Genomic DNA, 20,005 nt, shown 5'->3' with positions numbered 1-20,005 from the left:
TTAGACAACAGATCACATATTCAGCTCTGTTTTTATTGTATGTACTAAAAACGGAGGGATTAACGTTGGCTTCTATTTTTCAAAATCAGAAAACAAAGAAATGGGAATTTGTCTTTGACCATTATGTTAACGGCAAAAGAAAGCAAGTCCGAAGAAAAGGGTTTAAGACAAAGAGAGACGCTAACGATGTACTGATCACGCTTCAAACAGAAGTAAAAGAAGAAGGGTATATCGGGACGAATAAACAGTCGGTTAGCGAGTTTATGACCTATTGGCTTGAGAACGTAAAAAAATTAGAATGTGAAGAGACGAGTTATTATAACAACACACTGTATTTAAAGAATCATATTATTCCAAAGATGGGGACGATGAAATTACAGGAGCTAAATCCAATCGTATGTCAGAAATTTGTTAATGAGATGCATCAAGCCGGGTACGCTCGTAATACAATAGATCGGGTTTGTACATTGATTAAACTGGCTTTTGATTCGGCTGTAGATTACAAATACATGAAAGAAAATCATATGAGAAAAGTAAAGCTGCCCAAAAGTCAGAAGCAAGAATTGAAAGTATGGACAGTCAATCAAGCGAATCAGTTTTTAGAGTTTACAAAGAACAGGAGATTTTTTTGTGTCTATGCTCTCGCGCTGTCAACCGGGATGCGCCAGGGTGAAATATTAGGCTTGCGGTGGAAGGACGTCAATTTTGGTGAAAAAACCATAACCGTGAGTCAGACACTGACTCATTATGGGAAGAGGTTAAAAAGTGGTGCCAAAACGAGTTCAGGAGAAAGAACAATCTCGCTTCCAGCTCAGTTAATTCGTACTTTAACAAAGCAATATGAGGATTATGTCACCTTTAAAAATACAGCAGAAGAATTTACCGATTTAGATTTGGTAATATTTAACTTGAAAAATGGCGGGACCGTATTTCCAGCTAACTTAACAAAACATTATATAAAAGATGTAAAAGGATCCGGTTTACCTCATATTTCATTTCATTCGCTGCGTCATACTCACGCTACCATGCTGATAGAAAAAAATATTAACGTGAAGGTGATATCAGAGCGGCTGGGACATTCAAAAATTGGAGTCACACTTGATGTGTACAGCCATGTGCTCCCGAGTATGCAGCAAGCTGCTGCTGACAAATTGGATGAAATGTTGAAATGGTGACCCTTGTGATCCATGTGTGATCTGTTGAATGATCGAGTCTTTAAATAACTAGTTGCATAAGGATGTTTACGCCATCATATCATGTGCGGAGCGCTGGACGTGGGGCTGTTAAACGAGCGGTTGAAGGAGCGGGGCATTATTGCCGGACGTGCAACGGGTGTCAAGACGATCGAGGAGCTGCTGGAAGCCACGCTGGAATCCGTAACCTACGGTGCTGAGGCGCTTGGCATCACGCCGGGGATGAAAGGTAGAGATGCGGTCGCGCTCATGTTTTAACGAGAGAAGGAAGCTGCCGAACTTAGGTTCGGCGTTTTTTTTTTGAACGTTACAGAATTTTAAGTTCAGTAAAGCGTTAAAGGAACTGAGATATGATGGTACCAAGAAAAACTACCGCTAATAACGGTCAGGCATCTTTGAAAGGACCCCGATAGTAGTTTTTCTTACCAGGTATGGCTCTGCCTTGGTTGTACTCCTAAGGAATCGAGGTATAATGGGAATAGCTTAGAACACGACAGACAGGAGGACGAAGAGGTGGAAATCCAAAAGATCAAATCGCGTAAAATTTATGAAGTGATTGCAGACCAAATCAAGGAGCAGATTGTATCCGGAGGACTGAAGCCTGGAGAGAAGCTTCCGTCAACGAAGGAGCTGTCCGAACGATTCCAGGTAGGCCGCTCTACCGTAAGGGAAGCGCTCAGCGCACTGAAGGCGATGGGGCTAGTGGAGATACATCAGGGCGAGGGCAGCTATGTGCGCAGTATCGAATCGCAGGATGTGGGACTACCGGAGTTCGATTCACTGCTGATGAGCAAGGAGACGGTGCTCGAGCTGATCGAGGCAAGGAAGGCGCTGGAGATTGCCGGAGCAGCTGTGGCGGCAGAGAAGCGGACGGATGATGACCTCCGCAAGTTTGAGGCGGTGCTGAAGCGAATGGAGGAGCACCTTGGCGATGAGGAGGAAGGAGAACGGTCGGATATCGAATTCCATCTTATTTTGGCCGAAGCAACGCATAATTCAATCATCGTGCGGCTGATCGATTCCATCTCGTCCCAAATGCAGACGGCGATCCGCGAGACCCGGAGGCTGGAGATGTATGCGAATCGGCAGGTGTCGATCCAGCTTTGGCGGGAGCACCAAGCGGTGTACGAAGCCATTCGCGGCAGGAATGCGGCAGCGGCGCAAGAGGAGATGAGGCGACATTTGTTCCATGTCGAGCAGATTTTGCTTAAATTTCTGAAATCATAGATTCCTAATTGAATGAGGCTGGAATGCATCGCTCTAAAAATTTCCAGACCCCCCTTTTCAAAAGACAACTTATCTGATAACCTGACAAGTAAGAGAGCTCATACGAAAAGGATGGATTTCCATGAGAGTTTCCTTGTTCATTACATGTCTGGCCGATCAGCTGTATCCGGAAGTCGGCGAGAGTGTCGTTAGACTGCTGCACCGATACGGCTGCGAGGTCGATTTCCCTGAGCTGCAGACCTGCTGCGGCCAACCCGCGTACAACAGCGGTTATCAAGACGAAGCGCGCGAAGTAGCGCGCAATTGGATTCGCGCATTCGAATACAGTGATTATGTGGTATCGCCATCGGGCTCCTGTACGGGAATGGTGCATCATTACTATCCGCAATTGTTTGAGCATGAACCTGAATGGAAGGCTAAAGCGGAGCGACTGATCGAAAAAACATACGAATTTTCCCAATTTGTGGTCCAGGTGCTCAGGATAAAGGACATGGATGCGGAGTTTCCGGAAAAAGTCACGTACCATCCCTCCTGCCATGCCATGCGTCTCTTAGGCGTCAAAGAGGAACCCGGCGAGCTGATGGCTCATGTCAAAGGGCTGGAGTTGATCGATTTACCTTATAAAGAGGACTGCTGCGGCTTCGGCGGCACCTTCGCGGTCAAGATGGCGGACATGTCGGAGGCGATGGTGTGCGAGAAAGCGGCCAACGTGTGCAAGACTAACGCAAACGTGCTCGTCGGTACGGATATGGGGTGTTTGATGAATATTGGCGGTCGATTAAATAAAGAGAACAAGCCGGTACGCGTAATGCATTTGGCACAGCTGTTGGAGGAAGGGGTGAAGCGCGGTGAGTCGGGAGGTCGCAAATGAAAAGGAATTGATCGGGACAGGGCTTCGGAAACGGACAGAAGAAGCACTGGCGGACGATTTTCTCCGCAAAGCGGTAGCGTTTACAACAGATAAGCTGAAGATCGGCAAGAAAATGGCGACGGATGATTTTGGTCATTGGGAGGATTGGCGCGAAAGAGGTCGGCAAATCCGCAAGCACGTTGTGGATAATTTGGACTACTACCTGACCCAGTTTACGGACAACGTTGCCAATGCAGGCGGACATGTCCATTTTTGTCAGACTGCGGATGAAGCGGTCAAGACGTTCATGAGCATAGCCGAAGTACGCGGCGCTAAGCTGGTGGCCAAGGGCAAATCGATGGTGTCCGAGGAAATTCATCTGAACCATCACCTCGAAGAACGTGGCATTGAAGCCATTGAGACGGATTTGGGCGAATACATATTGCAGCTGGCAAAAGAGACACCTTCCCATCTGATCATCCCGGCTATTCACAAAAATAAACAGCAAATCGCTGACCTGTTCTCGGTGGAGGCAGGAGAATCATTCGTGCCGGAAACAAAGGTGCTTGCCGAGTTTGCCAAACAGCGGCTTCGCGACTATTTCCTCCAAGCGGATATCGGACTGACGGGCTGCAACTTCGGCGTAGCCGAAACGGGCGCAATCACGCTCGTCTCTAACGAGGGTAATGGACGGATGGTGAGTACCATCCCGAAATGCCATGTCGTGATTATGGGAATGGAACGGCTTGTACCGACTTACGATGACCTCGAGGTCGTGCTGAACCTACTGGCCAGAAGCGCGACGGGACAGAAGCTGACAACGTACACCTCCATGATCACGGGGCCGCGCCGCGAAGGGGAGCTCGATGGACCGGAGGAGCTTCATCTGATTATTCTGGACAACGGCCGCTCGGCACAGCTCGGAGACCCGATTTTCCAAGAGGTGCTGCATTGTATCCGCTGTGCGGCATGCCTTAACGTGTGTCCCGTGTACCGTCATGTGGGCGGACACACCTATGGGAGCGTATACAGCGGCCCGATCGGAGCCGTACTGACGCCGCTGCTGCAGCAGGACATGAAGGAAGCTGGACAGCTGTCCTACGCGTCCAGCTTATGCGGAGCATGCTATGAGGCATGCCCGGTAAAAATCCCGTTGCACGACATGCTTGTGCAGCTTCGGGCACGCAAGGTACGGCTTGGGATGACACCGCTTGCCGAGCGCGTGGCCTTCAAGACGTTCCAGACGACGTTCGGCAACGTCAAGCTGTATCGCATGGCGACCAAATCCGCTTACTACCTGATGAAGCCCTTCGTGAGCAATGGAGTAATCAAGAAAGCGCCCGGTCCGGCAGCTGGCTGGACGAAGTCACGTCATTTGCCGATGAAGCCGAAGCAATCGTTCCGTGAGCGATGGGATGAGCTGCAACAGGAGCTGAAGCGTGAGGGCGGCGGTCAAGCAGGCGCTTTGAGCAATGGAGCGCGGGAAAGGGGGCAGCACCATGACTAAAGGTACGATCCAAGGAAGAGATGCTTTTATTGCGAACCTGTCCTCCAGGCTCGGACGCAGCTCTGTTCCAAGCTTAGCCCCAGACCACCCGTTTCGAGGCGCGCCGCAGTGGTATAAAGATTCGGACCGATCGGTAGAAGAGAAAATTCAGCTGTTCACGGAGAATTGGACAGCCCTGACAGGGAAAGTTCTCATCGTGGAGGCTGCCGAGGCAAGGCAGCAGATCGGAGCGTGGCTCAAAGATATTGCCGCTGAGCTTGGCGTGACGCACGTCTCCCGGTGGGAGCACGAGGGACTGAAGGCGCTCGGGCTGGATGAGCAGCTTGCAGAGGTCGGCATTGAGGTCGTGCCATGGGTTGAGCCCCTCTATCCGAGCCTACCCGAATTTCAACCTGAGCAAAGCGCAGTGGAGCTTCCCGAGTCCAACTGGGCGATGCGCAGTGAGCTGCTGAAGCGTACGGAGCGGTGCCAGCTCGGTATCGTTTGGCCCGATTTCTCTGTAGCGAACACCAGCACATTAGTGCTTCAGTGCTCTCCGCAGCGAGGCCGCTCGGTCACCCTGCTTACAGACATTCTGTTTGCGGTGTTCCGTGCAGACCAGCTGGTGAACCGGATGGGGGAGGCGTTCGAGAAAATCACCCGCGACAAAACATCGGCGGAACAATACGCATCCTCTCTTAATCTGATTACCGGTCCGAGCCGAAGCGCCGATATCGAGAACGACTTGACCATAGGTATTCATGGACCCGGCAAAGTGTATGCCGTTATTATCAAATAAACGGTTTTACTTTCCCTGCTGTTCGCGCCTACAGGCTGCGAGCGCGGGGCTTTGCCATATAAGAAGTTAAGAGGTTATACTGGGCCAGGTTAAGCATAAATTCCGATTGACACAAGAAGAAAACTGGTGCTACTATAAAAAAAGTAATATACAAAACCTTAGTTTAATATAATAAACCTACGAGTAGACAGCATGGAGGTTGCATGGAAAAGAAGTATTGGGTACCTGCACTCGAAAAAGCGAATGATGTCCTACAAACGATCGCAGAGCAGCCATCCGGCCTTAAGTTGATCGAGCTGTCGAAGCATCTGGGCATCCATAAAAGCTCCATGTTTTCCTTGTTGAACACGATGGAAGCGCTTGAATGGGTTGTGCGCGAGAGTGACGGCACCTACTCGCTCGGTTCCAGGTTGGGCTACATTGGGAACGCTTTTTTCAAGCAATTCAGCTTGATCGACCGATTCCGCAAGGAAGCCTCTATCACGAAGCATGTGATTAAGGAAACGATCCAGCTTGCCAAGCTGGAGGGGCGTGAGGTGCTTTATTTGGCAAAGGAAGAAATGCCATCCCCCGTTCGTCTCGCCTCGGAGCCTGGGATTAAGCTGCCCGCCCATGCCACGGCCCTTGGAAAAGCCATGCTGGCTTTCCAAGGCCACTCTGAGCTGGAGGAACTGTTCACCACCGAGGAGCTGGAGCCGTGCCTTACTCCTCATACGATCAAAACCCGTGAGGAGCTGTTTCATCAGCTGGCTCAGATCCGAACGGAAGCCCGCGCGTTTGATCTGCAAGAGGCGGTGATGGGATTTTGCTGTGTAGCGGCGCCGGTATACGGTACTGGCGAAAAAGTTATTGCGGCGATCAGCTGCTCCATGTTCCAGCACGAGTGGGAAGAGAAGCGGGAGCTTGCCAAAGAGGAGATCAGTGCTCTTGCCAAACGTTTGTCGCAAAACCCGTAATAACAGCTTACAAAAAGAGAAGGATGTGATTCCCTTGAGACTGCAGAACAAAATTACTTTGATCACCGGTTCCGGTTCGGGCATAGGCAAAAACTCGGCGCTGCTGTTCGCACGCGAAGGCGCGACCGTGATCGTCAATGATCTGCTTGAGGACAAAGGGCAGGCAACGGTGGAGGAGATTCAAGCCGCTGGAGGCCAGGCTGTATTCGTTCAGGCGGACGTGACGAACCCGGATTCGGTCAAAGCGATGGTCGATACCGTAATTAAACACTATGGACGCATCGATGTTCTGTTCAACAATGCAGGCGTCAGCGGAGTCGGCGCCATTCACGAGGTGGAGCCTGAAGCATGGGATCGCGTCATGAACATTAATACCCGCGGCGTTTTTTTGCCCAGCAAATACGTACTGCCGCATATGATGGAACGTAAGGAAGGTTCCATTATTAATATGTCCTCGTGTGTTGCCGAGATAGGACTCGCCCGCAGAGCCTCCTATTCCGCGAGTAAGGGAGCAGTATTGGCCTTGACCAAATCGATGCAGGTCGACTATGCGCCGTACAACATTCGTGTGAATGCGCTGCTGCCGGGTACTATTTTTACGCCCTTTGTCGAGGACTACCTTAAAAAGTCCTACGATAATCCGGAGGAAGCGATCGAGTCGATTAAAAAGCGTCAGTTGAGCGGCGAGTTAGGTCGTCCGGACGATGTGGCGAATGCGGCGGTATTCCTTGCGTCGGATGAATCCCGATTCATGATGGGCTCACCGCTGTATATTGATGGCGGAGCTGTTTTTGGTAAGAACGCTTGACGATACATACCAATTTGAGGAGGAATATACAAATATGAAACTGCTTACATTTGTGGAGAATGGGAAGTATCAGCTCGGCGTGAAAACGGATCGTGGGATCGTACATATTGCAAAGGCGCTGCAAGCGCTTCAAGACGAAGGCCGGACAGTGCCGCAAACGGTGCATGAAGTGATTGATGGCGGCGCGGCGGCTGTTAGCGCGCTGCAGACTTTCGTTGACCATGCGCAGGCGGCAGGAGGCAGCGAGGCTTATGTGCTGGATGAGTCGAAGCTTACCTTGGGGCCTTGCGTAACCCATCCGAACAAAATTATTTGCGTCGGACTCAACTACCGTAAGCACGCGGAAGAGACCAATTCAGCGATTCCGAAGTATCCGATTTTGTTTAACAAATTTAACAATACATTAACAGGACATGGACAGGATGTGCCTTTGCCTGTAAGCGTGAGCAGCAAAGTGGATTACGAAGCCGAGCTTGTGATCGTCATCGGCAAACAAGCGAAATATGTAGCCAAAGAGCATGCGCTGGATCACGTGTTCGGATACTGCAACGTTAACGATCTGTCCGCCCGCGACCTCCAGCTGCGGACGCAGCAGTGGCTGCTAGGCAAGACTTGCGATGGCTTCAGCCCGTTAGGACCTTATTTGGTGACGGCCGATGAAGTCGGTGACCCGAACAACCTCGGCATCCGCAGCATCGTGAATGGAGAGGTGCGCCAAAATTCCAATACGTCAGATATGATATTCCGCTGCGACGAAATCGTAAGCTATATTTCCCAACATATGACGCTTGTACCGGGTGACATTATTTTAACAGGTACTCCTGAGGGAGTGGTTATGGGATATCCCGAGGATAAGCAAGTTTATCTTAAAGACGGCGATGTTGTGACGATCGAGGTCGACAAGCTTGGATCGTTGACTAACCGTATGGTGAACGAACAAACATAATGTTCGCGAGCGTATAACGAGGGATCAATATGCGGCCTTTCGGTTTAAACGGCTCAGCCGGACGACCATATGGAGCATGAATAAGAGAAAAGCCTATTTTAGAAGAGAGCCAGGGACGTCATCGTCTGATCTTCTGAAATAGGCTTTTTTATTGTGAGCAATATTTTGTTAGCCAAACAAATAAAAGAGAAGCACCACGACCCAGATGACGGTGGAGATGATATTCAAGTAGGAAAGACGCAGAATATTTCCCTTCGTTTGCTTGCCGTAGTTTCCGCCTTCTTCCCGGTTTTGCTGCGAGTTTCCTACGATAAATGTAGCTACGGCGGCGATAATGCCGATGAGAATGATCAGAATGTAGTAGATCATAGGAAATCCACTCCCTTGGCTTGAAATTAATTATAGTGTATCACAATTTATAAACGAGAAGGTGATTTAATTCACAATGATTGGGGTTTCTTTAACATCATTCGACACAATTTGATCATTTCTTTCATAGAATCTAATAATCTCCTAATATTTTACTGAAACTTTCTGAAAGATTCCCAGCTATAGTTAGGTTATGGAAATTGGAGGTGAAGGAGATGAGAGACATGCAACTACTGCATAGAGGGAAAGTGTATCCTGCTCAAATCTCATATGAAGGTACGGAATTAATGGAAGTTTCATGCGAGGATCCCTTAGCGATGACCGGTGGAGATCGAGTCATTTGCTTTGACCATCAAACGCAAGTTCAAATGCGGGTGCTGCAGGTGTCCACAACCAAGCTGATTCTGGTTCCTGCCGATTCCGAAATTTTTCAGATTGAGGCTCGGCCGGATTCATTGCTCGACGACATGTACCGCGATGAGAATATAACGTTCCCCAGCTTTAAGCTGAATACATTCGGCACGCTGATTGATGATTTCAAGACTCAAGCCGTTCGCTTCTGCCGGGTCAGCCGACTGGGATTCGGATTTGAATTGAATGATTTTTCGCTCCGTATGAATCACATTTATGATTCGATGATTATCTGTGACGAGGTCACGATTCACCCTAAGCTGGTTGTAAAATATGCGAATATTCAAGAAAAAACAATCCGCTATGGAGCGGAGATTCATTCGATTTCCGAACATGATTTAAACACGCTCCGTTACTATATCGTGACACAAAATTTTCTTTTGTCCTAATCTTAGGGCCAACTCAGCCGACATTGTTCGTTATTACATACAATGTCGGTTTTTTTGCTTGTCCATATTCACTAACAAATGACGCTTCCTCTCACCCATACTCTGTCAACCGACAAGTCAGGAGATGCCAGCAGCAGGTCCGCTTGCTTTCCGGCTGTGATGCTGCCGGTCCGGTTCTCGATGCCCAGCGCTTTGGCCGGGTTATGGCTGGCCAATCGGCTGACTTCTTGCACAGAGACGCCGACGGTATTGACCATGAACCGGAACGCATCGATCATCGTTAGCGTGCTGCCTGCTAAGCCTCCGCCTTCTTTCAGCGTGGCGACGCCATCCTTCACCGTAACATCGAGTCCACCTAGCTGGTAATCACCCTCGCCCAGGCCGGCGGCTGACATCGCATCCGTCACCAGCATCAGGTTATCGTTACGCTTCAACTGCATGAGCAGCCGAATGCACACCGGGTGAACATGGTGACCATCTGCAATGATTTCCGCGCTGATCGCTTCCTCGGTCATGATCGCTCCCACAACTCCGGGCTCTCTGTGATGCAGACCTCTCATAGCGTTAAACGTATGCACCGCATGCCCGAGGCCGTGCTTGATGGCTTCACTGATCTGCGCGTAAGTGGCGTTCGTGTGTCCGCAAGCGATTATGGTCCCTTGGTTAGAAAGCTTCTCGATCAGCGGGAGAGCGCCTTCGCTTTCCGGAGCCAGCGTCAGCAGCCGAATCAGGCCGGGATGCTGCTCCATCCATTCGTCCAGCCATTCCTGCTTTGGCGGGACGATATAAGCCGGATTCTGCGCACCGGAATATGCCGAATTGATGAAAGGCCCCTCCAAATGGACGCCTTCCAGCTGTGCGTAAGGCATGCCTTTATCGCTAAATGCTTGAACCGACTGCAGCACCTTGGTGAGAGCTCCCCGAGGCGCAGTCATCGTTGTGGCCAGCATCGTCGTCGTTCCGTGGCATCCATGGAAGCGCGTAATCCCTTCTAGTGCTTCCATCGAAGCATCCATAAAGTCATGACCGTACCCCCCATGTACATGTACATCGATAAAACCGGGCATCAGCCAACTACCGCGGGCATCGACTAACTCTTCCGAGTAATGTACGAGCTGAGGGTCCAACGCCCACATAGGTCCCACAGATTGAATCTTTCCCTCCTTCAGAAAAGCATACCCTTGCTCAATAACCGTATCCAAAGTGATAATCTTCGCATGACTGATCAGCGTTGCTTTGCTAATCGATTTTATGATAATCCACTCCCTGCTTCCATATCCAAAAGCACTACCACGTGGGGATGCGTTTGCAGCAGCGAAGCAGGACATTCCGTCGTGATGGGTCCTTGCAGCGCCCGTTTCACAATCTCAGCCTTGTCTTTGCCGTGGACGACGAGCAGAATCATTTTGGCCTTCAGAATGGTTCCGACACCCATGGTAATTGCGTGTGTAGGCACTTCCTCTGGAGCATGGAAGAAACGGGCATTCGCCGCACGTGTCTGCCCCTTGAGCTCGATTACATGTGTTCCCCGTTCCAGCTCCTCATCCGGTTCGTTGAAGCCGATATGTCCGTTATGACCGATTCCGAGCAGCTGCAAATCGATTTGACCTGCTTCCTCCAGCAGGCTGTCATAGCGCTTGCACTCCAAGTCCAAATCAGCCGCCATCCCGTCAGGGATGTGACATTGCTCCGAAGGAATATCCACCTTGCCCAGCAAATGCTGCTGCATAAAGTTGTAATAGCTTTCGGGATGGCTGTGCTGAAGTCCGACGTATTCGTCGAGATTAAAAACGGTTGATTTCGAGAAGCTGACGAGCCCTTCGCGATGTGTTTCCACCAGCTCCTGATAGATGCCTACCGGCGTACCTCCCGTTGCGAGCCCAAGAACTGCCTTTGGATTGGTTTGTAGCAAACCGGTAATAATGCCGGCTCCGGCTTTGTTTAATTCTTTTTGCGATCGGAATGTGAGGATATTCATCGCGCTATCTCCCTTTTTCTTTGCGGTATTTTTTGACTTTTAGGAACGATTGCTCCAGCAGGGGGACATAATCGTCAAAATGACCGCTGACCAGAGCGGTGAATAGTATATCGAGCACATGCAGTTGGGCAATCCGCGAAGCCATGTCGCCGCGGCGCATACCCTCCTCCAGGGAAGAAGCAAAAAGTCTGATGTCGCACACCTGTGAAATGCTGTTTGAGCCGAATTTGGTCAACGATATCGTAATCGCTCCGCGATCTTTTGCACACAGGAGCGCACCCAATGTCTCAAGGGTTTCCCCGGAGTAAGAAAAGCCGAGCGCGACGTCTCCCTTCTCCAAGGTAGAAGCGGAGGTGATCTGCATATGGGAATCGGACCAAGCCTGTGCCATTTTGCCGATACGAACGAGCTTTTGTTGAAAATCAAGCGCCACGACACCTGATGTCGCCATCCCATACAAATCAATACGGCGCGCAGCATGAAGCGCACTCACTGCCCGTTGAATCTCGCTTATATCGAGCTGTCTGGTCGTATCGGAAATCGAGCGAAGATGATTGGCCTCTATAGCCTGAACGATGCTGTATAGCGAATTGCCCTCCACAATATCCTGATAGGTCGACTGTGCAGGATGCTGAGCCAGTTCAGAACCCAGTTTCATGCGAAAGTCACTGTAACCTTTAAATATCAGGCTCCTGCAAAACCGAGACACCGTCGCCGTGCTTGCACCAGCTCTCTCTGCGAGCTCCGTGATGCTTAAATGTACCGCTTCCTCCGCATGTTCCAGCACATACTGTGCCAGGATTTGCTCCTTGCGATGCATGGTCGGAAGCCGTTCACGTATCGTTTGCAGGATGCTTGCCATGAAATCACCCTCATACATAATTATGAAAAAAAATTTCGTATTATTTCTCTAAATATAATAATTATTTACATAATAATAAATTCCCTTTCCATGATCAATAAGATCCCTGATTGTTTCTAAAAATCTATTATAATTAAAGATTCCTATCAAAAAATAAGGTATGATAGGGATGGAAGAACTATACATAAAGAGAAAGGGAGCTAAGTCTATGTTTCATAAGCCGAAGGCAAACGGACGCCTATACGAGTCTTGGTTTAGGTGGAGGAGGACCCTGCTTGCATTCGCTGTATTCATCATGCTCATTTCAATCATGCCGCCGGTTCATGTCAATCGGGCAAACGCTATGCCCATCGAACATGAATTGACGTTTTCCGATAGAGCAGGCATCGTGACCCAAAATGTTAATTTATCTGCCGGTACCAAATCTTATGAACACGTTGTCGGCGGAAGTTTAACTCATCTGATATTGCCAGAGGGGCTATACGTAGAAAAGTATCGTGAAGGGGGGGCTATCCCTCTGTTATGGGGCTCGAACCTTTTTACCATTCGGGCTGGCGAGAGCGATATTTTTACGTTAACCGTTCATAGGGGAGCTAAGTCTCCAGATCTGCATTCAGAATATCTTCATACCGAATTAATGCCTGAGAAACTTTCGACCATTACACCGACAGAAGATGGCGGGCTGATCGCGATAGCTGCTAACTCTGGATACAGCGAATTATACAAGATGAACGAGTTTGGAAAAGTCACAGCGATGAGCAGGATGGATAGAACAGAGCTTCATGACGTGTTCGAGATAAGTCCGAACCAATATTTGGTTTTTGGAGTAAGTTCGGAATGGATTAATGAGAAGACGATTTATCGTCCATTTGCAGCGGTATATAAAATGGTCCCTGGAGAATTGGTAGGGGGCGCAGGCAGCTTTCAACTCGTAAAGATTTCTTATTTTGGACAATTTGAGAACGGAATAGAACCCGTATCCGTATTACGCATGGATTCAACGGATGAGTACCTCATTGCAGTAAACCGGGTTCACGCTGGTGTTCAAGTTATAGAAATGCTGCGTTTCAAAATGAATGCGAATAGTGCATTGAATCCTATATCTAGAGTCACGATAGCAGGATCAGACTCCTACACTGCAAACAAAGTGATTAAAGCTAGAGGATCAGATAAATATTTGATCGTCGGTAAAGCGACGGATCGGATAACGAATATGAGCTACGGTCTTGTTGCCCACATAGGTTACGATTCAGCCGCGGGCACACTTTCTCTTGTGAACGATTTCGGTACGGGTGGTTTGATCAAATCCAGCTTGCCTAATGTAGAGTATGTGTCAGCTGCGACTGTTGGCGAGAACCGGTATGTTCTATTGGGGACGCGAGAAGCTCTTGAACCCGATGACCGTAATCCAGTCCGCACGGCAGAATTAGCATTTATTCGGGAAGACGGTTCATCCGCGGCCGAATCAAAGTCTTTACCGGAGCTTTTTGTTCCGACTGGTCATGCCGCTTTGGCTAGTACGCCGGACGGTGGGTTTATCGTGGGGGGAAGAACAAAGTTTGACTATTCGGAAGGGACTGGAGGTCCTATCCCGATGCTGCTCCAAAGCCTCTACCCGGATCCGGACGTGAACAAGGCTTATTTGTACAAATTTGGAGCCTCGCTAGAGGAGCAGTGGAAGCAAACGATCGGGGATCCCGGGCAAATGATTGACGTAACGGCTCTTTATCCTCTGACGAACGGGGATATATGGGTAGCCGGAGGCAGTTTTCAAAATTGGGGAGATTATCTTTGGGACGGATATGCGGCCAAATTGCTCGGACCGGCGACTTTGCACGGTATTCAGCCTGCGGGCCAGACTTATGTGGAATTGGATGAACAGGACCTCCATTCGTATCTGGATGATACTCATCTCACTTGGAAAGTATCAGGGGATGTAAATCATATACAAGGGTTCGTGGATCGAAAACCGGGCCAGACCGTTCGAGTTGGTGGAGAGCTGCTTCCGGAAGGAGAGATGTTCAACGTGATCCTCTCCGAAAGGGTCAATAGAGTAGAAATCGAAGTGACTGCGGCGGATCAGCATACGAAAAAACGGTATACACTGGATATCATCAAATCTCTACCTGGTCGGACTACGGTAATTGAGGTTACGTACAACGGAACTCCGCTCACTCAATACAATAGTCAGCAAACGTTCTACATGCCCGTTACCTCTAACGTATACCAAGCAGATCTGCATTTGACTTTAAGTCATCCGGCTGCAACGTTCGACATTGATCCGACACCAGGCGTAACTCGTACGCAGAACGGTATCCGCATCGATTCTTTGCCTTACGGAAAGCAATTATCACTTTTGATTACGGTGACTTCGCCAGAATACGTTCAAAGCTATTGGAAACTTATTATAGGTTCTCCATCGAACGAAGCGGAGTTAAAGCGTTTGTATGCTCAGCCGTCATCGGCTGTAGTAGAGAAAGTGTCTGATCGTTATACTGTGACGGTACCGGATGAAACGTCCCGAGTAGTGATTCATCCGAGTATTTCCGACTTCGCTTTCGTTGCCCATGTGGCCGGGGCGGGCTTCGATCCGAATACGTTAGCTATCGATGTTTCCTCTTTACAAGAAGGGTCAAATCTCGTAACCGTAGTCGTACAAGCGCAAAGTGGAGTGACAAGGACATTTGTGATTGAAGTGATCCGGGGTCTAGGCCCAAGTGCTGCTGAAGTTGTGCCGTCTCTGGTGCTCATTGACAATGCTTCATATGAAATAACTTTATCATCATCGACGGCAGATGCGGCCATATATTACACCGTGGACGGAAGCGACCTGACCTTGTCAAGCGCATTATATGATCCGCTGCGCAAGCCGCGATTAATTCCAGGCTATACTCTAAAAGCGATTGCGGTCAAACAAGGAATGAAGGACAGTCCATTGCTTGTCCTCACTGCGCCCAATCACGAATATCCTGGTTCACCAGACATCAGTTATGTGTTGGGTAAAATCAAAGATCGAGTCGATGTTGATGGCGGAGGCTTCGGCCCAAGCGACGTTGAGTTTTGGCTTGGTAAGATTAAGCCTGTGAAAGTAGTACCTGTACTCCCTGCAATCAGATAAAACGAAAATGGACCGTATTTCCCGATGAAATACGGTCCATTTTATTCTGGTAATTAAACTTGGGCTGTTGAGCTGGAAATCAATTTTTCTATGCTCTTATTCAAACAGCTTTTTTAAGTTTTCGCTATAAGGCGCGCGGATGATCCCTTTTTCCGTGATAATGGCTGTGACATATTCGTTTGGTGTGACGTCAAAGGCAGGGTTAAACACTTTAACGCCTTGAGGAGCCGTTCTCTTGCCGAAGCCTTGCGTAATTTCGTCCTCATGCCGTTCTTCGATCGGAATATCCGCGCCTGTTGGCGTGTTCAGGTCGATGGTGGACATAGGACACGCAACATAGAATGGGATGCCGTGGGCCTTAGCCAAGACAGCAACGCTGTAGGTGCCGATCTTGTTGGCGACATCGCCATTGGCGGCTACACGATCGGTGCCGACAATGACGGCCTGTATCCAGCCTTTCGACATGATGGCTCCAGCCATGTTGTCGCAAATCAGGGTGACGTCAATCCCAGCCTGCTGAAGCTCGAATGCGGTAAGACGAGCTCCCTGAAGTACCGGCCGAGTCTCGTCAGCGAACACTTTAAGTGACATACCCTTCTCCTTCGCCAGATACATCGGCGCCGTCGCCGTGCCGTATCGGGCCGTGGCTAAGCCGCCCGCATTGCAGTGCGTGAGGACACCCATGCCGTCCTCAAACAAAGATAATGCATGCTCGCCGATCAGGCGACATGTTTCTTCGTCCTCAGCCTGGATGACGCGAGCTTCGTCCAACAGCGCCTGCTTGGCCGCATCCAAGTTGACTGCATCTGCGGATACGCCAAGAAGCACTTGCGCCCGCGCCCGCATTCGGTCGAGCGCCCAGAACAAATTCACTGCCGTCGGGCGAGACGTCGCGAGATAATCGCATTGACGAACCACTTCCTCCAGCAGCGCTTCTCGGCTGCCGGAGAATGACCGTACTCCTAGATATACTCCGAACGCAGCCGTAATACCAATGGCAGGCGCGCCACGGACCGCGAGCTGCTTAATTGCATCCCATACCTGCTCGGACGTGGTCAGCTCCAGGTAAACGATCTCGTCTGGCAGCAGCCGCTGGTCGAGCAAATCCAACTGATCCCCAAGTGAGTTCCATCGAACCGATTGGAGCCAATCTTGCGAATTCTGTTGATCTATTGTCATGAGCGACATCTCTCCTTACTTCAATTCTCTATCCTATCTAACGGTTTTTTCTGCAATGTCAATTATTTGTTCAATCGAGTCCGCTTGACGGTTCCACTTGATCAGGGAAGTGCCAATGGCGAGAGCGATCCGTTGGGCACTCTCTTTGGCGCTTTCGTCTTCGATGGTGTTGATGTCAGCCACTTGAGAAAGACCGTGGACGCGGCGGACGATTTTGCAGCCCGTAAATCCAAACGTATCCTGGAGCACCCGTTTCATGTAAATGTCCTGATAGCCAGGTGTCTTCGCCATGCGGTCAACTCCATGCTCGTTCCATAGCGTGCGGAACTCGCTGTAAAACTTCACCCATACATCCCTGATCGTTTGAGTAAGATAAGTCCGGAAGTCCTGACGGGATTCGGAGTCCTTGCTCCAGCCTTCTTGTGCTGCAAAATTCAGCAGGAGGTTTGCGAACAAAGCGCCGATATCGAAGCCCATAGGGCCGTAATAGGCGAATTCCGGATCAATTACTTTTGTAGAATCCGGCTTAATAAAAATACTTCCGGTATGCAGGTCGCCGTGAAGCAGCGCCTGTGCATGCGTCAGAAACTTTTCACGAAGAATAGCTACCTCAAGATGCAGCTCCGTATCGCTCCACACGGCTTCTACCGCATCGCGGATGGCCGGCGGGACATTATTGTTTGGTGAATCCGTATAAGGATCGTCAAAAATGAGATCCTCTGTAATTTTACACAGCTCGGGATTGATGAAGCGCTTGACCCGTTCTTTTTTGTCCTGTTGATTCATTCCCAAATCAGAAGTGTAAAATAGAGTCCGGGCCAAGAAGGTTCCGATATGTCCTGCAAACAGCGGGTATTTATTTCGCTCGATCAACCCGCGGCGCATAATGACGTGATCGCTTAAATCCTGCATGACCGTCAGAGCCAGATCCGGTTCGTAGTCATGGACATGCGGCACCAAATCGGGGCAAAGCGATTCTTGAATCATCAGGGCTTCACTCTCGATGCGGGCACGGTCCAAAGTCAAAGGCCAAGATTCCCCGACAACCTTGGCATAAGGCAGTGCTTGTTTGAGAATAATGCTTTTACCGGTAGAGGGCTCTGAAATATGGAACACGAGGTTCAGGTTTCCGTCTCCGATTTCCCGGCTGGACAGCTTGCTGTCCCTTTGAAATAAGTTGGGTAGTTGTCTTGCGTATTCAATCGCTTCGGTTTCCGTAAGCGCGTGATAAGCGGGCATGGTATGATCCTCCTTCTACATTACAAAACTAGTAAGCTCTAGTATAAAACAAATGGTGCCGCGTTGGAATAGAAGATGAAGGTTTTATGCTTCATAGGTATGAAGGAATAAACTGTTTTTACAAAAAATTCACATCCCGGTTCGTCTCAAAATAGAAATTTATAATGATGCTAAAGTAAATAAAATATGAAGGAAGCGGACACGTGTTACAACGCCTTCGGAGAATTGGCTAGTTATGTATAAGCCCAATGAACGAGAGTGTTCGGATAATATTGAAAAAGGGAGGCTATGTCCCCCCTCTTTTTCTTTCGTGAGTCGGAAGATGATTAAAACATTTTGCTGCGGTGCTCCACCAAATCGATAGCTCCCAGAACGACATGTGCCAGCCCGAAACCTACGACCGCCGCGGCAGCCATCGGATATTTATTGCGCAGAGCGGCACCGGACGCAGTGACAGCCGTACCCAAAACCGTTGGAATCAGTCCTTCGCGCATAGCCCTTCACCCTCCTCGTTTTTGGTTTGATGCAGCAGTACTATTATCAATGCTCGAGATTGTTTTTATGCCGGATCGGAATTGCATTGTTTTGGATGAAAATCTATAATATCGTAAAAGGAAAAGTCTAGCGCTGATTAGGACAAGGGGGTAAGAAAATGCGTGAACTTGAGCAAGATCAAGCTGTCGGCTTGAAGGAATGGGCAGTGGCGGTCGAAGCCCTGCGGTCAGGTAGGCAGTTTTTGATTATGCGTAAAGGCGGCATTCGTGAGGAAACCAAAGATTTTCAAATAGAGAGCGAAAGCTTCTATTTATATCCGACCTATGAACATCAGAGAAAAGAACTGATTAGCCCCGACTATCAAGACGACGTGCAAGAAGTGGAGGCAGGATGGAGCGGCAGGCAGACCGAAGTCATGATTAACTGTTATGCGGAACTTGCCGAAGACATACTGATATCATCTCAAGAGGAACTGGATAGGATCGCCGAGTTTCATATTTGGACGAACCGTTTTGCTGAGGAGCGGCTCAAGTGGAAGCGGGCGAAGCCTTTGCATCTTATGGTGCTTCGGGTGTATGAGCTGGATCGGCCTGTGAGCATCCCGGTGATGCCAGAGTATAACGGATGCAAGTCATGGATCGGTCTTCCCTCGGGTTTATTAAATGAAGCTCCACGCAGGCCCGTGCTGACGGATTCAGAATGGAACGCTCAAATATCTGAGTTAAAGGCGGCTCTTAGATAAAACAGGTCTTTATTGATTTTGATCTGTAAGGTATACTATAATTGAGAATCAATGAGAATCACTTTGTATTGATTATTAAAAAAGAATAACTTAAAGTTGCGGAGGATACGAATAACATGACTAAAGGACCACAATTGATCATAGACGGTTTGAAGGCAACTGTCGAAGGAAAAGAGATTTTGAAAGGACTCAGCCTGACCATTAAGGGTGGCGAAGTGCATGCCATCATGGGACCAAACGGAACAGGTAAGAGTACTTTAGCTTCTACTTTGATGGGACATCCCAAATATGAGGTAACAGGTGGCTCTGTGTCACTTGATAGCGAAGATGTTCTGGAAATGGCGACAGACGAAAGAGCGCGTGCCGGTCTGTTCCTGGCCATGCAGTATCCAAGTGAAATTACGGGCGTGACAAACGCAGATTTCTTGCGCAGCGCCATCAATGCCCGCCGCGGCGAAGGCAACGAACTGTCGCTGATCAAGTTTATCCGTCAAATGGAAGCCAAAATGAAGGAGCTGGAGATGAACCCTGAGTTCATGCACCGCTATTTGAACGAAGGCTTCTCCGGCGGTGAAAAGAAGCGTAACGAAATTTTGCAAATGATGATGCTCGATCCAAGAATCGTCGTTCTCGATGAAATCGACTCCGGTCTGGATATCGACGCATTGCGTATTGTGGCTGAAGGTGTCAACGCCATGCGCTCTGAAGATCGCGGCTTCCTGATCATTACGCACTACCAACGCCTTCTGAACTACGTCAAACCGGACTTTGTTCACGTGATGATGCAAGGTCGTATCGTTAAATCGGGCGGACCGGAACTTGCAGAGCGTTTGGAGAACGATGGTTATGACTGGATCAAAGAAGAGCTCGGCATCGTTGACGAAAGAGTAGGGCAAGATGAAGAAGAATTCAAGATGCCAATGAACACTACGGCTCCTAAATATTAAGCAACCGATCA

Annotated in this window: 19 protein-coding genes and 1 pseudogene; 13 read left to right on the top strand and 7 right to left on the bottom strand. The window is 49.2% G+C overall.

Going from position 1 to position 20,005, the window contains the following annotated elements; translation table 11 throughout:
- Positions 1 to 65: 65 nt before the first annotated feature.
- The 9 genes and pseudogenes from JOE45_RS09630 (at position 66) to JOE45_RS09590 (ending at position 8,265) form a co-directional block, all read left to right on the top strand.
- Entirely contained in the window at positions 66 to 1,175 is a 1,110-nt protein-coding gene (locus JOE45_RS09630; RefSeq protein ID WP_210020404.1) for a site-specific integrase, read from the top strand.
- Positions 1,176 to 1,250: 75 nt separating this feature from the next.
- Positions 1,251 to 1,451 (top strand): annotated as a pseudogene (locus JOE45_RS09625) (YunC family protein); the annotation flags it as partial.
- Positions 1,452 to 1,706: 255 nt separating this feature from the next.
- Positions 1,707 to 2,420 (top strand): FadR/GntR family transcriptional regulator, encoded by a 714-nt coding sequence (locus tag JOE45_RS09620; RefSeq protein WP_210020406.1) that lies wholly within the window; start codon positions 1,707 to 1,709, stop codon positions 2,418 to 2,420.
- 121 nt (positions 2,421 to 2,541) lie between these two features.
- Positions 2,542 to 3,291, top strand: a complete 750-nt coding sequence (locus tag JOE45_RS09615; protein WP_210020407.1) for a (Fe-S)-binding protein — start codon at positions 2,542 to 2,544, stop codon at positions 3,289 to 3,291.
- Complete coding sequence (locus tag JOE45_RS09610; RefSeq protein ID WP_210020408.1) at positions 3,269 to 4,777, top strand: LutB/LldF family L-lactate oxidation iron-sulfur protein; 1,509 nt, start codon at positions 3,269 to 3,271, stop codon at positions 4,775 to 4,777. Before JOE45_RS09615 ends, JOE45_RS09610 begins: the two co-directional genes overlap by 23 nt.
- A complete protein-coding gene (locus tag JOE45_RS09605) occupies positions 4,770 to 5,555 on the top strand; it encodes a LutC/YkgG family protein (RefSeq protein WP_210020409.1) in 786 nt (261 codons plus the stop codon). The genes JOE45_RS09610 and JOE45_RS09605 overlap by 8 nt, the downstream gene beginning before the upstream one ends.
- A gap of 203 nt (positions 5,556 to 5,758) precedes the next feature.
- Positions 5,759 to 6,511: an IclR family transcriptional regulator gene (locus tag JOE45_RS09600; protein WP_210020410.1), complete on the top strand. Its 753-nt coding sequence runs from the start codon at positions 5,759 to 5,761 to the stop codon at positions 6,509 to 6,511.
- 34 nt (positions 6,512 to 6,545) lie between these two features.
- On the top strand, positions 6,546 to 7,319 hold the full coding sequence (locus tag JOE45_RS09595; protein ID WP_210023346.1) for an SDR family NAD(P)-dependent oxidoreductase: 774 nt from the start codon (positions 6,546 to 6,548) through the stop codon (positions 7,317 to 7,319).
- A gap of 34 nt (positions 7,320 to 7,353) precedes the next feature.
- On the top strand, positions 7,354 to 8,265 hold the full coding sequence (locus JOE45_RS09590) for a fumarylacetoacetate hydrolase family protein (protein ID WP_210020411.1): 912 nt from the start codon (positions 7,354 to 7,356) through the stop codon (positions 8,263 to 8,265).
- A 168-nt stretch (positions 8,266 to 8,433) separates the two neighbouring features.
- On the opposite strand, the gene JOE45_RS09585 is transcribed toward JOE45_RS09590, so the two are convergent.
- Positions 8,434 to 8,634, bottom strand: coding sequence for a hypothetical protein (locus JOE45_RS09585; protein ID WP_210020412.1), 201 nt, complete (start codon positions 8,632 to 8,634; stop codon positions 8,434 to 8,436).
- Positions 8,635 to 8,849: 215 nt separating this feature from the next.
- On the opposite strand from JOE45_RS09585, the gene JOE45_RS09580 reads away from it, so the two are divergent.
- Positions 8,850 to 9,434 carry a hypothetical protein gene (locus tag JOE45_RS09580; protein ID WP_210020413.1) on the top strand — a complete coding sequence of 195 codons (585 nt, stop codon included), beginning with the start codon at positions 8,850 to 8,852 and terminating at the stop codon, positions 9,432 to 9,434.
- A 71-nt stretch (positions 9,435 to 9,505) separates the two neighbouring features.
- Here the strand turns inward: JOE45_RS09580 and nagA are convergent, their stop codons facing one another.
- The 3 genes from nagA to JOE45_RS09565 are packed head-to-tail and all read right to left on the bottom strand — an operon-like array spanning position 9,506 to position 12,274.
- The gene (gene nagA / locus JOE45_RS09575) at positions 9,506 to 10,678 is read right to left on the bottom strand and encodes an N-acetylglucosamine-6-phosphate deacetylase (RefSeq protein WP_461480181.1); all 1,173 of its coding nucleotides are present in this window, start codon (positions 10,676 to 10,678) and stop codon (positions 9,506 to 9,508) included.
- A gap of 5 nt (positions 10,679 to 10,683) precedes the next feature.
- Positions 10,684 to 11,412: a glucosamine-6-phosphate deaminase gene (nagB, locus tag JOE45_RS09570; RefSeq protein ID WP_210020415.1), complete on the bottom strand. Its 729-nt coding sequence runs from the start codon at positions 11,410 to 11,412 to the stop codon at positions 10,684 to 10,686.
- A gap of 4 nt (positions 11,413 to 11,416) precedes the next feature.
- Positions 11,417 to 12,274 carry a MurR/RpiR family transcriptional regulator gene (locus JOE45_RS09565; RefSeq protein WP_210020416.1) on the bottom strand — a complete coding sequence of 286 codons (858 nt, stop codon included), beginning with the start codon at positions 12,272 to 12,274 and terminating at the stop codon, positions 11,417 to 11,419.
- A 208-nt stretch (positions 12,275 to 12,482) separates the two neighbouring features.
- On the opposite strand from JOE45_RS09565, the gene JOE45_RS09560 reads away from it, so the two are divergent.
- Positions 12,483 to 15,392 (top strand): chitobiase/beta-hexosaminidase C-terminal domain-containing protein, encoded by a 2,910-nt coding sequence (locus JOE45_RS09560; protein ID WP_210020417.1) that lies wholly within the window; start codon positions 12,483 to 12,485, stop codon positions 15,390 to 15,392.
- A gap of 96 nt (positions 15,393 to 15,488) precedes the next feature.
- Here the strand turns inward: JOE45_RS09560 and mtnA are convergent, their stop codons facing one another.
- The 3 genes from mtnA to JOE45_RS09545 form a co-directional block, all read right to left on the bottom strand.
- Positions 15,489 to 16,580, bottom strand: a complete 1,092-nt coding sequence (gene mtnA / locus JOE45_RS09555; RefSeq protein WP_461479568.1) for an S-methyl-5-thioribose-1-phosphate isomerase — start codon at positions 16,578 to 16,580, stop codon at positions 15,489 to 15,491.
- A gap of 24 nt (positions 16,581 to 16,604) precedes the next feature.
- On the bottom strand, positions 16,605 to 17,810 hold the full coding sequence (gene mtnK / locus JOE45_RS09550; protein WP_210020419.1) for an S-methyl-5-thioribose kinase: 1,206 nt from the start codon (positions 17,808 to 17,810) through the stop codon (positions 16,605 to 16,607).
- A gap of 326 nt (positions 17,811 to 18,136) precedes the next feature.
- The gene (locus JOE45_RS09545; RefSeq protein WP_210020420.1) at positions 18,137 to 18,304 is read right to left on the bottom strand and encodes an asparagine synthase; all 168 of its coding nucleotides are present in this window, start codon (positions 18,302 to 18,304) and stop codon (positions 18,137 to 18,139) included.
- A 158-nt stretch (positions 18,305 to 18,462) separates the two neighbouring features.
- On the opposite strand from JOE45_RS09545, the gene JOE45_RS09540 reads away from it, so the two are divergent.
- Positions 18,463 to 19,047 (top strand): DUF1802 family protein, encoded by a 585-nt coding sequence (locus JOE45_RS09540; RefSeq protein ID WP_210020421.1) that lies wholly within the window; start codon positions 18,463 to 18,465, stop codon positions 19,045 to 19,047.
- Between the two features lie 116 nt (positions 19,048 to 19,163).
- Positions 19,164 to 19,994 (top strand): Fe-S cluster assembly ATPase SufC, encoded by an 831-nt coding sequence (sufC, locus tag JOE45_RS09535; RefSeq protein WP_210020422.1) that lies wholly within the window; start codon positions 19,164 to 19,166, stop codon positions 19,992 to 19,994.
- Positions 19,995 to 20,005: the final 11 nt, after the last annotated feature.

The sequence above is a fragment of the Paenibacillus sp. PvR098 genome (assembly GCF_017833255.1).
Taxonomy (GTDB): Bacteria; Bacillota; Bacilli; order Paenibacillales; family NBRC-103111; genus Paenibacillus_G.
The sequence above is the reverse complement of the archived record's forward strand: the minus strand, read 5'-3'. Positions and strand labels throughout refer to the sequence as shown.

Excerpts from the sequence above, each read along its gene's own strand:
- JOE45_RS09615 (WP_210020407.1), top strand. The coding sequence starts at position 2,542 with ATGAGAGTTTCCTTGTTCATTACATGTCTGGCCGATCAGCTGTATCCG.
- JOE45_RS09605 (WP_210020409.1), top strand. The coding sequence starts at position 4,770 with ATGACTAAAGGTACGATCCAAGGAAGAGATGCTTTTATTGCGAACCTG.
- JOE45_RS09600 (WP_210020410.1), top strand. The coding sequence starts at position 5,759 with ATGGAAAAGAAGTATTGGGTACCTGCACTCGAAAAAGCGAATGATGTC.
- JOE45_RS09590 (WP_210020411.1), top strand. The coding sequence starts at position 7,354 with ATGAAACTGCTTACATTTGTGGAGAATGGGAAGTATCAGCTCGGCGTG.
- JOE45_RS09585 (WP_210020412.1), bottom strand. The coding sequence starts at position 8,634 with ATGATCTACTACATTCTGATCATTCTCATCGGCATTATCGCCGCCGTA.
- JOE45_RS09580 (WP_210020413.1), top strand. The coding sequence starts at position 8,850 with ATGAGAGACATGCAACTACTGCATAGAGGGAAAGTGTATCCTGCTCAA.
- nagB (WP_210020415.1), bottom strand. The coding sequence starts at position 11,412 with ATGAATATCCTCACATTCCGATCGCAAAAAGAATTAAACAAAGCCGGA.
- JOE45_RS09565 (WP_210020416.1), bottom strand. The coding sequence starts at position 12,274 with ATGGCAAGCATCCTGCAAACGATACGTGAACGGCTTCCGACCATGCAT.
- JOE45_RS09560 (WP_210020417.1), top strand. The coding sequence starts at position 12,483 with ATGTTTCATAAGCCGAAGGCAAACGGACGCCTATACGAGTCTTGGTTT.
- mtnA (WP_461479568.1), bottom strand. The coding sequence starts at position 16,580 with ATGTCGCTCATGACAATAGATCAACAGAATTCGCAAGATTGGCTCCAA.
- mtnK (WP_210020419.1), bottom strand. The coding sequence starts at position 17,810 with ATGCCCGCTTATCACGCGCTTACGGAAACCGAAGCGATTGAATACGCA.
- JOE45_RS09545 (WP_210020420.1), bottom strand. The coding sequence starts at position 18,304 with ATGCGCGAAGGACTGATTCCAACGGTTTTGGGTACGGCTGTCACTGCG.
- JOE45_RS09540 (WP_210020421.1), top strand. The coding sequence starts at position 18,463 with ATGCGTGAACTTGAGCAAGATCAAGCTGTCGGCTTGAAGGAATGGGCA.
- sufC (WP_210020422.1), top strand. The coding sequence starts at position 19,164 with ATGACTAAAGGACCACAATTGATCATAGACGGTTTGAAGGCAACTGTC.